Source organism: Pseudomonas sp. GW823-FHT05G12 (genome assembly GCF_058795575.1).
The window spans coordinates 3,712,292-3,726,426 of record NZ_CM179501.1 but is presented as its reverse complement, the minus strand read 5'-3'; the positions used below and the strand labels follow the sequence as shown (position 1 = coordinate 3,726,426).

Below are 14,135 nucleotides of genomic sequence, written 5' to 3'. Positions count from 1 at the left end.
GGTTCGTGATGAACAGTCCTGTACGTTCCCTTGATGTGGTCGAGGGCGCTTATGCCAACGACTACGGTCTGCTCAAGCCGTCGCGCATGCCCAACGCACTCAGCGTGGCCGGGCTGGCGGCGACTCTGGTGGCCGCCCTCTATTGTGGTTGGGGCAACCATACGTTGCCAGATTTCGCCGCCTGGTCGAGCACGCTGTGGATGTGCGTCGCCTTGTTCAGTGCGGCGCTGATCACCCCCAGGGCGTTCGCCCCGGGCTTTCTGCTGTCGTTGCTGCCGTTCCTGATTGCCTGGCGCGTGGCGGCGATGAACGATGCACTTGTCATGGTCTGGGTCGCGAGCATCGCCGCCGTGCCGTTGCTGTTGCAGTTCGCCGACTGCGTGCTCGGCGACCTGCGTCGTGATCGCAAGAAGCCAGGGGCCTGGCTGGGGTTGCTGTTGTGGCAGGCGACGATCGTGCGCATGTACTTCGGCCTGAACGAGCTGTGCCACAGTTCCGAGAAGATCTTCGCCGGGCTGGGCTGGTTCCATCGCTTGGAGACGGGCTTCCAGGGCTTTGGCCTGGGTGAGGTCGCGGCGTACTTCGTGGTGCTGGGCGGGCTCATCGAGTTTGCCAGTGCCGTCAGCGTCGGGCTGGGGTTGTTCGCACGGCTGGGGGCATTTGTGAGCCTGGTGTATTTCCTGGTAGCTACGGTCGGTTTCGGCGGTGAGTGGAGCCGGGGCTATGCCTGGGCTTCGCCGGGCGGGGGCGGCTGGGAGTACGTGATGCTGCTGATGGTGGTGTTTGCCGGGGTGATGGTGACCGGGGCCGGCAAGTTCTCGCTGGATGGTTGGTTGTTGCGTCGGGGCTGGATGCCGCGTCGCTTGATGTGGTTGGCATTCAACGTTAAGGGTGCCAGTCCCCGCGAGTAGAGAAGGCAAGCGGAGTAGGCGAAACTTGCACAGCCATGGCAGACTCCGCACCTTTTGTTAGTGGATGTTTCCAGGTGGACAAGATTGACCGTCGCCAAGGCATGGCGGATGTCGCCCAACTGGCTGGCGTCAGCCTGAGTACCGTCGACCGTGTGTTGAACGAGCGCGGCAGCGTTTCCGACAGCAAGCGTCGCAAGGTGCTGCAGGCAGCCCAGGTGTTGGGGCTCAAACGCCTGCTGCCGTCTGCGCTGCATGGCTTGCTGCGCTTTGCTCTGATTAAGTTGATCGTCATTCGGTGAGATGAAAATTTGCTGGCGAGGCACCATGTTAAAACGGCCGTGTCCCAAAGGCGTGTGGCCGGCGACATACATCGAGGTGTGTTTTTCCAGAGGCCTGAAGACTAAAAGGAATCAACAAATCTCATCCAGATGCTAAGGAAATGTACGCTCCCTTGTGGAACACCAAGGGGGCTCTACCGTGATCGGTGAATGCAACGACTTGTCCAAGGATGACATGGTGGTCGCCTGCATCGATTTGGCCAAAAAGCTCACATTCAAGATGAGCAGAACACCCATAGAACACTGGGGCTCCCCCGGCCCCGCAGGTATGTTCGACTGCGGCGAACTTCTCCTCACCACTTCTGGCGAATCTGTTAGATAAGTCGATTTGTTCGGCGGCCAAGATGTTCACCGCGAAATGAGACGCTTGGCTGAATACCTCATAGCTAGAGGAGCGCTTGTCGATGCTCCACAAGATGAGGGCCGGATTTAACGATACGGAGCTGAAGCTGTTCGCCGTAACGCCCACCTTTCTGCCTGCTAGAACTGCGGTCATGATGGTTACCCCAGTTGGAAAATTACCAAGCGCATTTCTAAATGCGCGGGGATCTATTTGGGGGGGATACTTGAGTTTGGTTACTGGCGAGCTTTGCATCGGCGTGTTCCTTCGCGCTGCTGATATTGTTGGCACAATTTATCCATGGCGGGCCTCCAGGTGCATATCGTGGGATGCGCCTGGAGGCTTTTCGTCACGCCCAGCCCAGTTGCTTACCCGCGTGGCTGTCGTTCCACACCTTCGTCACCTCGGCCACTTTGCCGTCCTTCAACCTCATGACGAAAACGTAGTCCGAAATTACTGGTCTGCCGGTGGCTGGTACAGGTTCATTGATACCAGTGTGAGTCCCGCAGAACCGAGCAAACGCGATAACGGTTTGACGCTTTTCATCAGTCGCAACGTTGACCAGTTCGTAATGTGCGTCCGGCAAAATTTCGAGAAGATGCGGCATCGAGTCGCTATATGCTTCAACTGTTTTCATCGCCTCAAGAGACTCAGCTTGAACGTTGAATACAGCGCCGTCGTGGCAGTAATGGCGGCACTCCTTCCATCCTTTGCCAGACTCACAGACTTCAAAGAATGCCATGGCAGTTTCGGCGATAGTGCTCATGAGGTAGTCCTTCCAGTGAGTGATCAGATGAGAGAGTCTGCATATGCAGCCGAGCTCGAGTTCGCTGTACTACTCAAGGCGTTGAAGCCCGAGGAGCGACGCTCGGTACTGCCCTTGAGGTAAGCGAGCGGGTCTTCAAAATCGCGGACATAGCCCATGGCGAAGCATCCACACTGGTAGCCCATCAGCTTCAGCAAATCGTCAGGGAGAGTACGAGCTACTTCTGGTGGGGTGGCCAGATACTGGTTTTCTTCTTGGCGTACCCAGCCTACCGCGTAGGTGATGTTCAAGGCCTGGCGAACCTTGTCGCTCTTGTTCTCACCAGCGCCGTGGTAGATCTTGCCGGTGTAGAGCAAGACGGAGCCCTTCTTCATTTCCGCTGGAATGCCAGCTGTCGGAGAGTACTTCTGGCCAGGCCCGGCGAACTGGCTGTCTGGAACGATACGAGTAGCACCGTTTTCGGCGGTGTAATCCGTCATCGCCCACAGCGTATTGCACTGAACCTCGTAGTCGTTCGGGAACTGGAAAAAGTCCCAGGCCAGCTGATCCTGATGCAGCACCTGGGCGGGCGAACCCGGATGTACAGAGATCACTTGTGTCAGGTGCAACTGGAAGGTTGAAGCCTTACTCAAGTGTCTAGCAGCCACCCCAACCACCAAAGGATTCATGATCAGATCACGCGAGGTTTCCGAGCGGAGGATCATTGCGCCGGTACGCTGGGTAGAGAACCCTACAAATTTATCCTCTCCGAAAGGCGTGGTGTCGATGTACGGGCCCATCTCAGCGGCGACCTTGTCCATGACATCAGCGCTCACGAGTTCATCGATCACGACGTACCCATGCTCTTTCAAGGAATTACTGACTTCTTCGATGGTGGCGGTATTGGGCAAGCGGTTAATGAGCATTTTGATTTCCTCTTTGAATGCAGTGAAGGGACTGGGTTACGCCAACTGGCGCAGTGCCTCGTAGCGAACGGGATGTCGGGTTCGGAAACGCTCCGCTACCCAGAAGCCAAAGGCGAAGGTGGCCAGGAGAAACGAGACGACAAAGATCGAAACCGTTTTTGCACTATCGCCACCTATGAGATCGGGCAAGTTGGAAACGGCGACCCAAAGGCATCCCAGGATGCCCAGCAGACCTGCTGAAGGCGCGATGAGGGTCTTCCAGACTTGCCCCCGAACCTGCTCCCGCCGGAAGAACACCACCACCGCCGCGCAGGTCAGAGAGAGGATGGCCATATAGCCAAGTGTTCCGGCCATGGCACCCCATGCATAGATCTGGCTTGCCGGGTCAGCACCTATGGCTATCAGTAGGGCAAAGGCGATGACGCTGAAGAGTGACAGTACGATTGACGAAACGTGTGGGGAGCCATGCTCCGGGTGGACGCTGGAAAAACGGTCATTCAGTACACCGAACCTTCCAAGGGTGTACTTGTAGCGCACTACGATGTTGTGTAGTGACAGAGCACAGGCGAACAGGCTGGTGATCAGCAGCACATGCATCACGTCCATGAAGAGGACGCCGAAGTAGTGCTCGGTGACTGCGAGGTACATATCAGCACCGTGTGCCTCAGAGAACGCTGTGATGTTGTCCTTGCCGATAGAGCTGACCGCACACCACATTGAAATCACATAGAATGCTCCAACCAGAAGCACCGCTGTGTAGGTGGCTCGCGGGATTGTACGGTCGGGGTCTTTAGCTTCCTCTCGGTAGATGACGGTGGACTCAAAACCGATGAAACTGAAAATGGCGAACAGAATTCCCAGTCCTGGGGAGCCCGAGATGATGTTGTCGAGATGGAAGGATGCGCTCTCCAGACCGGTAGGGCCTTTATCGAGGATTACTGCGATATCAACCAGGATGACGACGGCGATCTCCAACACCAAGGCGATACCGAGGAACTTAGAGCTCAGTTCAATATCTCGATAACCTAGGCAAGCGATGACGCCAACCGCCATGAGGGAGTAAACCCACCAAGGTACTGATACTCCCAAGAAGTCGTTCACAACGGCGGCGGACGTGTAGCCGATATAGCCCTGCAGCGCGACAAGGATGAGGGCATAGGAAACCACGGCGAGGGTCGCCGAACCCAAGCCTACTGAGCGTCCCAGACCTTTTTGAATAAAGGCATAAAACGCCCCCGCATTGGAGATGTACTTGGACATCGCAACGAAGCCTACCGTGAAGAGAAACATGATCACGGTTGCGATGAATGCATCCACCGGAGCGGCGATGCCGTTACCCAGCGACACCATCAGCGGTGTGTTGGCGACCATCACGGTCAAGGGGGCTGCGGTGGCCACGACCATCATCACGATGGGGGTGACGCCAAGCGACCCCTTTAATTTTTGCTTCTCAACCTCTCCCATGGGAGCCTCCTCAATCTTTAGCTATCAGGTCATGAGTGCATGGACAGAGGCTGGATGCCTGCCACGACGCTGATGTCAGTATCGAGAAATCCCCTCCAGTAAAACTTGTTTTGATATGACAACTCGTTGTCTTCAGTCCACAAGCCAATGAACCGAAATAGCGCATCGAGCACGGGGATGGTGCGCTTTTGTCCCCTCGATATTCCCGGAGCCTTGTCCGGTTGGGCTTACGTGGGGTGGTATACGAGTTGCATAGTCAGGAATGCTTGGCTCTGTAACGATGGAGGTCTGAATGTACCGATCCACTGCTCAAGATTCCTCAAGACCCGCGACCGTGATGGGGGCTGTGGTTTCTGGATTCGCGTCTTTCCTGCGCCTTCAGGGCGCAGAGGCTGAAGACATATTCGAGCGCTCTGCGATAAATCCGGACGTGCTTGGTGACCCTAATCAACCCATTTCGCTGCCGGCCTTTCTCAAGGCTGTTGATACGGCGGCGACGTTAACGGAGAACGATAATTTCGGTCTCTGGCTGGGTAATCAGTACCGTCCCGAGTACCTGGGGTTATGGGGATATGTTGGGCTTTCGTCTGCAACACTCGGTGATGCCTTATTGAACATGAGCCGATTTTTCCCCGAGTTTCAGAGCCGTAGTTTTTTCAAGGTCAATCATTTCCAGGGCAAAGTTCGCCTGGAGTATGGGTTGTTGGACAGCACTATCATCAGTCGCCGCCACGATGCTGAGATGACGCTTGGGAACGTCTTCAATGTGATGCGTAGGGCTTTAGGTGAGCGCTGGGCACCCTTGGAGGTTCACTTCAGTCATGCTAGGCCGGAGTGCTGGCAGGATCACCAGAAGGCTTTTCGGACAGACGTGCGATTCGAACAGTCGTCGAATGCGATCATCCTCAATGCTTCTGATCTCTCCCGAGCGATGCCTGGGGCTGACCCGCAACTGCTTTTGATCGCACAGCAGAGTTTTGGTGTACTGCGGGTCGCAGGCTCAGTTCGGCTAACGACAGCCGAGCGAGTACGCTCTGAGATCATCGATTCGATTCCAGGAGGAGTGCCGCGTATTGAGCAAGTTGCTGACCGATTGGGGATTCCCGTGTGGACGCTGACTCGTCAACTCAAGGATGAAGGGCAAACTTTTTCGGGCTTGTTCGACTCGGTACGCAAGGAGATGGCCTACTACTACCTCGAAAAGACTGCGATCAACATATCGAAGCTCGCCGAGCTTCTTGGATATACAGAGACGTCTAGTTTCACCCATGCGTTTAATCGTTGGACTGGTGAATCGCCGAAACGCTGGAGGGATCAAGCTCGCTACGCCGAATCCTTAGGGGAATAGCAGGTATCAGCTCACTCTTCTTCAGTCCTACGCCTCGAGTGAATGTGGCCTCTTTCCAACAGGGAAAATCCGAGAGCTGTGAGCTCCTGCCCTTGCGATGACGCCGGCTCATAGGCACTGAGATAAGAAAGCCTTTCCCCTGCTCGTCGATTCAGCCAGGAGCGGGATTTACCCATCGACTGCATCACCCTGAGATCCCTTTCCAATGTTTTCACCACTCGCCGTTGTAGCCAAAGCCCCTTTGGCGGGCCTACTAGCGAGAATCCAACAAAAAGTAGTCCCAGGCCAGCTACGATACCTAAGTCGGTAGTTAGGGACTGATCCACCGCGAACGTCATGTAATTACTCGGCTGTATGGTTACCGCAAAGGTAAGGCAGAAGCCAAGACCATAGGGTGTCAGAGCAGGTGAGGTCATTGCCATAAGGCCTAGGAAAAGTGGCCCGGCCAGAACCACCATCAGCGCTAGGAAATGATTCGGGCCCTGGGCAAGCAGTGGCAGCACTATCAAAACGACAATAGGCACCGCTAATGCCACTCCGACGATAAGTCTCCGCACGATCAACGTCGGCGCTGGAGCTGCAGCGAACATTTGCGAAAAGAGCGTTGGAAGAACCATCATCATGATCAGTGTAGCAGGCCCATCCGACGATACCCAAAGCGTCGCCGCTGCCATGAAAACAAGGCTATTCCGAGTCGCTGATCTTGCAGCCGCGTGCCAATCACGATGACGCTTCAAGCGTTTACCTGGATGAGAGCACGGCTCGCCATTGGGAGAGGATTGAGTAGCTTCGAGTATGCTCAGCAGTGCACCGGTGAATGCTTGAAATGCATCGTTTAGACCGGCGTCAAGCCACTCCTCAGCAACAACCTGCATTTTCTCTAGTAGCGTTCTCAGCCCAATAGTTTGGCTGTTGGAATCAAGCTCAGAAACTCTGGTCAGTTCTTTCGCAAATAACTCGGTGATGTCTGTGAAGGCCTGGCTGGTAGCGCCATCCTGCTCACTGAGCAAACGCTGAACTGTGTGGCCACTGGCCGCTAGCGTGAGCGCGTTTTGGCACATCCGCAGTGCCCTTGGTACGCTGTTCGCCAGTTCATACCTGCCTGCGTTTGAATCATCATTTATCTGCGTAACCAAGCTGATTATTTCAGTGCGCTCCTTATGAAGCGTCGCTTGATCTTCAGGGGTATGAACGAGCGTTTGGGCGTACCCTAAGCATGCCAGATGCAGACGACGGGCGTGGCCGGTAAGCAGTGCTTCAACCTTGAAGGGAAAGAAAAAAACACTGGCTAATGTCGCGCAGCTCGCCCCAACAAGTACCTCTGTCAGGCGTGCCCGAACCACCAGAAAAATCGACTCACTGGTCGTGATGGTGGGGTCGGCCATGGCAAACATCACGATAAGGACGGCGGTTACGGATACTAGAGCCGTGCCAAAGATGAAATTTACGTGGCGCTCCGTTGAGGCAACTGCAGATGTGATCGCAACACAAACGGTCAACGCGCCGATCGCAAGGCTGGGATATGGCAATAGGTTGTTCAGGATGAGCACAGCAACACAAGCTCCGAGGGTTGAGCCGATCACTAGGCACATAGCCTTCTCGATCACTAACCCTGTCTCAGGCCGAGCCTGCAACATCATCGACGCAACCATGGCCCAAAACGGCTTGTCGAGATCCAAGCTCATCGACACAGCGAGTGCCAATGTGACTGCTGACAGCCCTTTGGCTGCAAAGAGGACGCTGCGCAGGCTGGGTTGCAAGTAATGAGTCAGGATCGCTTTCATAAGTTCACGACTCGCGAAAGCGATGGCGAAAGCTTCACCGAAGCGTTCATCCCGGCGCTTAATCGTGTCCCATCGGGAACTGAATCGAGTTTGATATCGACAGGAATACGCTGTGCCAGTCTCACCCAGTTAAAGGCCTGCTGCACTTGGGGTAATAGCATCGGATCAGCTTGCGTATTCGAGTTCGCTACCCCTTTTGCGATGCTTATCACGTGCCCCTTAAGCGGCTTACCTTCGCTCATCAACCTCACATCAGCAGCATCCCCCTCGCTGATGCCGGGCAATTTAGTTTCTTCAAAATAGGCGGTGACGTAAAACGAGCCGTCTTTGATTAGAGAAAATGCTGGGCCGCCCTGAGTAACGTAGTTCCCCTCTTGCAGTTTGACGTTTGTGATAGTTCCGTCAGCAGGGGCTGTCACTCGTGTGCGGGCAAGGTTGATCCGAGCTGTCTCCCATTGTGCTTTGCTAATCTCATAGGCGGATTTCGCTATCAAAACTTGTGATCGTGCATTGTCTAGATCCTCCGCACTGATGGCGTTGATCTTAGCGAGAGGGACACGCCGTCGTTCTTGAACTCGAGCAAGTTCCCAAGCATGCTTGGAGTGTTCCATCTTGGCCTTTGCTTCATCCAGGGTGGCTTGATAACGAGCCTCATCGATTTCAAAAAGCACATCGCCTGTCTTCACCATTTGGTTATCTCTCACATGGAGCTTGGTGACCCAACCCGCGACGTCCGGTGCAACGATCACCACATCAGCTCTCACTCTGCCATCGCGTGTCCAAGGTGACTGGCGATAGTGATTCCATACCCACGCCCCCGAAAAAACGGTTGCCGTTGCAATCAATAGCGTCATGGTGACTCGCAATGCGCCGTTCATTTCAGATCCCCGTCCAGGAATGCCACTGTTGCTGCGACGTAGCAGACGAATAGCGAAAGCCCCAGCCATGAACGCCTGAGCGTCCAGTGTTTGAGCAGTGTGTGAGGAACCAGCAACTGGGTGATCACCGTTAACCCGCCCGCGATGAGGGCGCATAACACCATCGGGCTGACCAGGAGGCCGGCAACTGAAAATTCTCGAAGCATGCATCACTCTCAGGGCGTGTACCACAATACGGTAACTGTATCGTCAATTGCCTCGTACCGCAATGTGGTACAGTGCTCGAAAATTGGAGGTGCCGATGGACGTAGTCAATCAACAAGGCGGAAACGAAGAGAAAGGCGGCGGAATTCAGGTCATCGCTCGAGCTGCCAAGATCATGTATTTACTAGGGAAAAAACCTGATGGTCTGAGCCTTGGGGATATTGCTCAGGAGGTAGGGCTACCTCGCTCGACTGTGCAACGGATCGTCGGTGCGCTTGAAGAGGAGGGAATGATTCGAAGTGAGGGTATTGGCGGGATTCGCCTGGGTGCAGGCCTCTTGAGACTCGTTACCTACGCTCACGCAGATCGAATCACTGTCCTTCGACCATGGTTACATCGGCTAAGCGAAGCAGTTGACGAGACCGTTGTGTTATCGAGGCCCAATGGATTGCAGCTGGTGATTGAGCATCGAGTTGTAGCTGACCGAGAGCTGCTAGTGATGCCCCGGTTAGGCCAACTGGATAAGCCGCTTTATGGTACGTCTGCTGGTCGGGCGATTATGGCCTTGTATAGCGACGAAGAGTTAGGTGTCTTGTTTCAAGGCCAGGGCAGCAGGGAACCTGACTCGGGTTCGGTTGCGAAAATCTTCAAGCAAGTGGGCCTAATTCGAGATACTGGCGTGTCATGTGACCACGGCGAGCTAATGGAAGGGATTACCACGACTGCCGTTGCCCTAGACACAGTGTTGGGTCGGTTCGCTATTTCCATGCCTATCCCGACCTTCCGTTTTGAAAAAAATCGGGAAATTTACATCCGGGAATTGCTTCACTGTAAAGCTGGAGTGAGCAAAGAAATCGCCTGCACGGGGTGACCAGCGCTTGCAGTGGCTGAGTCACCCAGTCACTTTAAGTTTTTTTAGAACTCCCGTAACCAGCGGAGCTTGGGTAAGTGTGCTTCCGTTAGGCGTGGTACAGCTCGTTCTAGCCGAAGGCCATCCGCATGATCGTCGTCTGCCACAACAGCGGCCCCAGCCAGGCCCTTGACGCCGAGTTGGCCTTCTTGATCACCGCCTCGATGTAGCCTGGGGCGGCACCGTCCATGCGCTTGAAGGCCGGCCGGTAACCATTGGCGTCGGTCACCGCGATGCACTGGTATGCCTGGGCGTCGCCGGGCGGGGGCAGTTGGGAATACGTGATGTTGCTGATGGTGGTGTTTGCCGGGGTAATGGTGATTGGGGACGGCAAGTTCTCGCTGGATGGCTGGTTGTTGCGTCGGGGCTGGATGTCGCGTCGGTTGATGTGGCTGGCATTCAACGCTAACGGCGCAAGTCTGCGCGGGTAGGAGTGGAAAGCGGAGTAGGCGAAACTTTAGCAGGCATGGCAGACTCCGCACCTTTGGTTACTGGATGTTTCTAGGTGGACAAGATTGACCGTCGCCAAGGCATGGCTGATGTCGCCCAATTGGCCGGCGTCAGCCTGAGTACCGTCGACCGTGTGTTGAACGAGCGTGGCAGCGTTTCCGACAGCAAACGTCGCAAGGTGCTGCAGGCAGCCCAGGCGCTGGGGCTCAAACGCCTGCTGCCTTCTGCGCTGCATGGCTTGCTGCGCTTCGACTTGCTGCTGGTAGACAGCGCCACCGATCATTACCGGCGCCTGGCGGCTGCCTTTGTCAAACAGGCGCAGATGCACCGCTCGCGGCTGGTGCTGCAGCGCCATGTCTGGCAGGAACGCGATCCTCAGCAACTGCTGGATCTCATCAACCAGCCCAGGGTGCCGCGCCAGGGGTTGATCGTGGTTGCCCAGGACACCCCACAGGTGCGTGAAGCCCTTAGTGCGCAGGTCGCTGCCGGCGTGCCGGTGATACTGGTAACCAGCAGCCTGCCCGGGCTGGAAGGGGTGATCTACGCGGGGATCGACAACCATGTCGCCGGCCGCGCTGCCGGGCGGCTGATGAGCCAATGGGTTGCCCCGACCCATGGCCGTGTGCTGCTGGTCACCAACTCATTGCTCTATCGCGCCCATCAGCAGCGTGTACAGGGCTTTCTCGAGGTCATGGCCGAGCGGGCGCCGCAAGTCGAGGTGCTCGGCCCGGTGGAGTGCTTCGACGACAACCAGCTCAATGCCGCAACGATCAGCGAGTATCTGGCTCAGGATGCTGGGGTGGTCGGGCTGTACACCACCGGCAGCGGCTCGACGGGTGTGCACCAGGCGCTGTCCGGCCATGCCGGGCGGCTGGTCTGGATCAGCCATGAGGCGACTGCGCAGCATGCCGACATGCTCCGCGCAGGGCTGCTGTCGCTGGTGCTCGATCAGGACCCTGAAGGGCAGGCCGAAGCCGCCATCCAGCAACTGCTGTACGCCAACGGTGACTTGGACGCACCGCCACAGGTGTGGCCGCAGCTGCGTATGGTGATCGACGAGACCCTCCCGCCTGCCACGTGTTGAAGCTATTTTGACGTAAACACGTCAACGCTTCGATGGCGCGGCGTTATGTCGCGCCATAGACTGGCCCCGCTGTGATCGGCAGGTTGCCAGGTTCACTCCCCAGTACACCGCGTTTTTCGTTCATCCGCCCAGATCCCCATCGCCCCTGACGAGCCTGTCTGTGCTCGCCGTGTGCCTTTGCGCGCCCGAAATTCCGCGACCTGCCGCACGGATCCCCGTGATTGTCGATAAGGAGAACTCCATGAAACGTAGGGACGCCTTGCGTTCAATGGGTGCGTTGTTCGCCGCCGCTGGCCTGGCCAAGGTCGGCGCAGTGGAACTCAAGTCGGTGCCGCCGGAAACCGGTCTGAACCGCGAAATGCTGCCATCGCCGGTGATGAGCGGCGGCCAGGGCAATGTGTTCAAAGGCCAGGCCCGTGCCACCCTGACTGCCGTGTTCGACCGCCTGATTCCCCATGACGAGCTTGGTGCTTCGGCCAGCGAAGCCGGCTGCGTGGATTACCTCGACGCGCAGATGAGCGGCCCCTATGGCGAGTCGAAGGACCTGTATCTGGAGCGCCCGCTGCAGGCCGACGAGTCTGCGCTGATGGGCCTGACCATCAGCCTGCGCAGCCGCCGCGACTACACCCTGGCCGGCCTTGCGTTCATCGACCAGCACGCCCGCCAGCTGCACGGCCGCGCCTTCGCCGAACTCGACGGCGAGCAGATGGACGCTATTTTGCGCCAGCTGGACGAAGGCCGCCTGGACTGGGAAGGCGCCGGCAGCGGCAGCCGCCTGTTCGAATTCCTGCTGCTGAGCGTGCGCGAAGGTTACTTCGCCGACCCGCTCTACGGCGGCAACCGCGGCATGGTCGGCTGGAAGCTGGTGGGCTTCCCCGGCGCTCGCTACGACTACCGCCAGTACATCGATCGTCGCGGGCAGGACCTGGGCCTGACGCCCATCAGCCTGATCCCGGTGAGCTGAGGCCAGAGGAAACCAACATGGCAATTACACGTAAAAAAGCTGACGTAGTCATCGTCGGCCTGGGTTGGGCTGGCTCGCTGATGGCCGAAGAACTGACCCGCGCCGGGCTGGAAGTGGTGGCGATCGACCGCGGCCCGTGGCTCGACACTTCCACCGACACCCCGCCTGCCGTCGACCCCGACGAGCTGCGCTGGACCATCCGCCGCGAGCTGCTGCTGCAGCCGGGCGATTACACCCTGACGTTCCGCAACCACTCCGGCCAGACCGCGGTGCCGACCCGCGAGCTGAAAGCCTTCCAGATGGGCAAGTCGGTGGGCGGTGCGGGCTTCCACTGGGCCGGCATGGCCTGGCGCTTCTCCGAGTGGGACTTCCGTGTGCGCTCGGCCACCCTAGAGCGTTATGGCGCGAGCAAGCTCAAGGGCCTGGAACAGGTACAGGACTGGGGCATCACCTACGCGGATCTTGAGCCGTTCTACGATCGCTTCGAACGCATCGCCGGCATCTCCGGCATTGCCGGCAACCTGAACGGTGAGATCCGCCCCGGCGGCAACCCGTTCGAAGGGCCGCGCAGCCGCGAATTCCCGACGCCTGCGCTGAAGGATTCGCGGCTGATGCAGATGTACCGTGACAGCACCGCGCAGATGGGCCTGCACCCGTTCTACATCCCGGTAGCTCACGTTGGCGCGGCCTACGTCAACCCGCTGGGCGTGAGCATGGCGCCGTGCACCTACTGCGGCTACTGCATGTTCCATGGCTGCGGCAACTACTCCAAGTCTTCGCCCCAGGCCTGCGTGATCCCGGCACTGATGCGGCGCAAGAACTTCACCCTGATCACCCAGGGTTATGTGACGAAAATCCACAAGGCCGAAGACGGCAAGACCGCCACCGGCGTCAGTTACTTCGACGAGCAGGGCCGCGAGGTCATTCAGCCTGCCGATATCGTCGCACTGTGCTCGTTCACCTACGACAACGCCCGCCTGATGCTGCTCAGCGACATCGGCAAGCAGTACGATCCGGTCAGCCAGACCGGCACCATCGGCCGCGCCTACAACTACCAGACTTGCGCAGGCGCCCACGTGTGGTTCGAGGACGAGACTCTCAACCCGTTCATCGGTGCCGGCGGCCTGGGCATCCAGGTGGACGACTACAACGGCGACAACTTCGACCACAGCCAGCTCGACTTCATCGGCGGTGCCGGCTTGCTCACCGTTTCCCGCGAGGGCATGCCGATCGGCCGGGCAGGGCTGTTGCCTCCGGGCAGCCCGCGTTGGGGCAAGGGCTTCAAGCAGACCTACAAAGACAACTACCAGAACTACGGGATCATCTTCGGCCAGGGCACCTCGATGCCGGCCCGCGATGCCTACCTGTCGCTGGACCCCAACTACAAGGATCGCTGGGGCACGCCGCTGCTGCGCATGACCTTCGACTGGAACCAGAACGACCGCAACATGGCCCGCTTCATCGAGCAGCGCGCCGTCGACATCGGCAAGAAGATGGGTGCCAAGCACGTGCACACCTTCAACTCGGCCGCCAAGGCGTGGAGCCCGTACGACGAGAACTCCAACCACACCCAGGGCGGCATGGTCATGGGCGAAGACCCGCGTACCAGTGCGGTCAACACCTACCTGCAGAGCTGGGACGCGCACAACGTGTTCGTGGTCGGCGCTTCGGCGTTCCCCACTAACGCCGGCTACAACCCCACCAGCACCGTGGGCGCCTTGGCCATCCGTACGGCGCGGGCGATCCATGAGAAGTACCAGCACAACCCCGGTTCCCTGGTGTGAGGCCT

General features: G+C 57.8%; 14 protein-coding genes and 1 pseudogene. 7 read left to right on the top strand and 8 right to left on the bottom strand.

Annotated features, from left to right (window positions below; all coding sequences use genetic code 11):
* Positions 1 to 8 precede the first annotated feature (8 nt).
* Together AC3RCM_RS16950 and AC3RCM_RS16945 are read left to right on the top strand one after the other, a co-directional pair.
* Positions 9 to 911 carry a DoxX family protein gene (locus AC3RCM_RS16950; protein WP_103469131.1) on the top strand — a complete coding sequence of 301 codons (903 nt, stop codon included), beginning with the start codon at positions 9 to 11 and terminating at the stop codon, positions 909 to 911.
* Between the two features lie 74 nt (positions 912 to 985).
* Entirely contained in the window at positions 986 to 1,210 is a 225-nt protein-coding gene (locus AC3RCM_RS16945; protein WP_197862837.1) for a helix-turn-helix domain-containing protein, read from the top strand.
* 142 nt (positions 1,211 to 1,352) lie between these two features.
* Here AC3RCM_RS16945 and AC3RCM_RS16940 read toward each other — a convergent pair.
* From AC3RCM_RS16940 to AC3RCM_RS16925, 4 genes and pseudogenes are all read right to left on the bottom strand, one after another.
* Positions 1,353 to 1,844, bottom strand: a pseudogene (locus tag AC3RCM_RS16940) (flavin reductase family protein); the annotation flags it as partial.
* A 94-nt stretch (positions 1,845 to 1,938) separates the two neighbouring features.
* Positions 1,939 to 2,355: an ester cyclase gene (locus tag AC3RCM_RS16935; protein ID WP_177410017.1), complete on the bottom strand. Its 417-nt coding sequence runs from the start codon at positions 2,353 to 2,355 to the stop codon at positions 1,939 to 1,941.
* Positions 2,356 to 2,378: 23 nt separating this feature from the next.
* Positions 2,379 to 3,260, bottom strand: coding sequence for a phytanoyl-CoA dioxygenase family protein (locus tag AC3RCM_RS16930; RefSeq protein WP_103469129.1), 882 nt, complete (start codon positions 3,258 to 3,260; stop codon positions 2,379 to 2,381).
* Positions 3,261 to 3,296: 36 nt separating this feature from the next.
* Positions 3,297 to 4,724 carry an APC family permease gene (locus tag AC3RCM_RS16925; RefSeq protein WP_103469128.1) on the bottom strand — a complete coding sequence of 476 codons (1,428 nt, stop codon included), beginning with the start codon at positions 4,722 to 4,724 and terminating at the stop codon, positions 3,297 to 3,299.
* Positions 4,725 to 5,016: 292 nt separating this feature from the next.
* Between AC3RCM_RS16925 and qhpR the strand changes: the two genes are divergently transcribed.
* Positions 5,017 to 6,072, top strand: coding sequence for an AraC-like transcriptional regulator QhpR (gene qhpR / locus AC3RCM_RS16920; protein WP_103469127.1), 1,056 nt, complete (start codon positions 5,017 to 5,019; stop codon positions 6,070 to 6,072).
* Positions 6,073 to 6,083: 11 nt separating this feature from the next.
* Here qhpR and AC3RCM_RS16915 read toward each other — a convergent pair whose 3' ends face one another.
* From AC3RCM_RS16915 to AC3RCM_RS16905, 3 genes are read right to left on the bottom strand one after another with little or no spacing between them, the layout of a single operon-like run.
* Positions 6,084 to 7,856 (bottom strand): FUSC family protein, encoded by a 1,773-nt coding sequence (locus tag AC3RCM_RS16915; RefSeq protein WP_103469126.1) that lies wholly within the window; start codon positions 7,854 to 7,856, stop codon positions 6,084 to 6,086.
* The gene (locus AC3RCM_RS16910) at positions 7,853 to 8,734 is read right to left on the bottom strand and encodes an efflux RND transporter periplasmic adaptor subunit (protein ID WP_103469125.1); all 882 of its coding nucleotides are present in this window, start codon (positions 8,732 to 8,734) and stop codon (positions 7,853 to 7,855) included. Before AC3RCM_RS16910 ends, AC3RCM_RS16915 begins: the two co-directional genes overlap by 4 nt.
* On the bottom strand, positions 8,731 to 8,940 hold the full coding sequence (locus AC3RCM_RS16905) for a DUF1656 domain-containing protein (protein ID WP_103469124.1): 210 nt from the start codon (positions 8,938 to 8,940) through the stop codon (positions 8,731 to 8,733). Before AC3RCM_RS16905 ends, AC3RCM_RS16910 begins: the two co-directional genes overlap by 4 nt.
* A 95-nt stretch (positions 8,941 to 9,035) precedes the next feature.
* Between AC3RCM_RS16905 and AC3RCM_RS16900 the strand changes: the two genes are divergently transcribed.
* Positions 9,036 to 9,809 carry an IclR family transcriptional regulator gene (locus tag AC3RCM_RS16900; protein ID WP_103469123.1) on the top strand — a complete coding sequence of 258 codons (774 nt, stop codon included), beginning with the start codon at positions 9,036 to 9,038 and terminating at the stop codon, positions 9,807 to 9,809.
* 109 nt (positions 9,810 to 9,918) lie between these two features.
* Here AC3RCM_RS16900 and AC3RCM_RS16895 read toward each other — a convergent pair whose 3' ends face one another.
* Positions 9,919 to 10,251: a heme-binding protein gene (locus tag AC3RCM_RS16895; protein WP_103469122.1), complete on the bottom strand. Its 333-nt coding sequence runs from the start codon at positions 10,249 to 10,251 to the stop codon at positions 9,919 to 9,921.
* 102 nt (positions 10,252 to 10,353) lie between these two features.
* Between AC3RCM_RS16895 and AC3RCM_RS16890 the strand changes: the two genes are divergently transcribed.
* The 3 genes from AC3RCM_RS16890 to AC3RCM_RS16880 all read left to right on the top strand — a co-directional run bounded on the left by AC3RCM_RS16890 (position 10,354) and on the right by AC3RCM_RS16880 (position 14,130).
* A complete protein-coding gene (locus tag AC3RCM_RS16890) occupies positions 10,354 to 11,382 on the top strand; it encodes a LacI family DNA-binding transcriptional regulator (RefSeq protein WP_103469121.1) in 1,029 nt (342 codons plus the stop codon).
* Positions 11,383 to 11,623: 241 nt separating this feature from the next.
* Positions 11,624 to 12,346: a gluconate 2-dehydrogenase subunit 3 family protein gene (locus AC3RCM_RS16885; protein ID WP_103469120.1), complete on the top strand. Its 723-nt coding sequence runs from the start codon at positions 11,624 to 11,626 to the stop codon at positions 12,344 to 12,346.
* Positions 12,347 to 12,363: 17 nt separating this feature from the next.
* Positions 12,364 to 14,130: a GMC family oxidoreductase gene (locus tag AC3RCM_RS16880; protein WP_103469119.1), complete on the top strand. Its 1,767-nt coding sequence runs from the start codon at positions 12,364 to 12,366 to the stop codon at positions 14,128 to 14,130.
* The last annotated feature ends 5 nt before the right edge of the window (positions 14,131 to 14,135 follow it).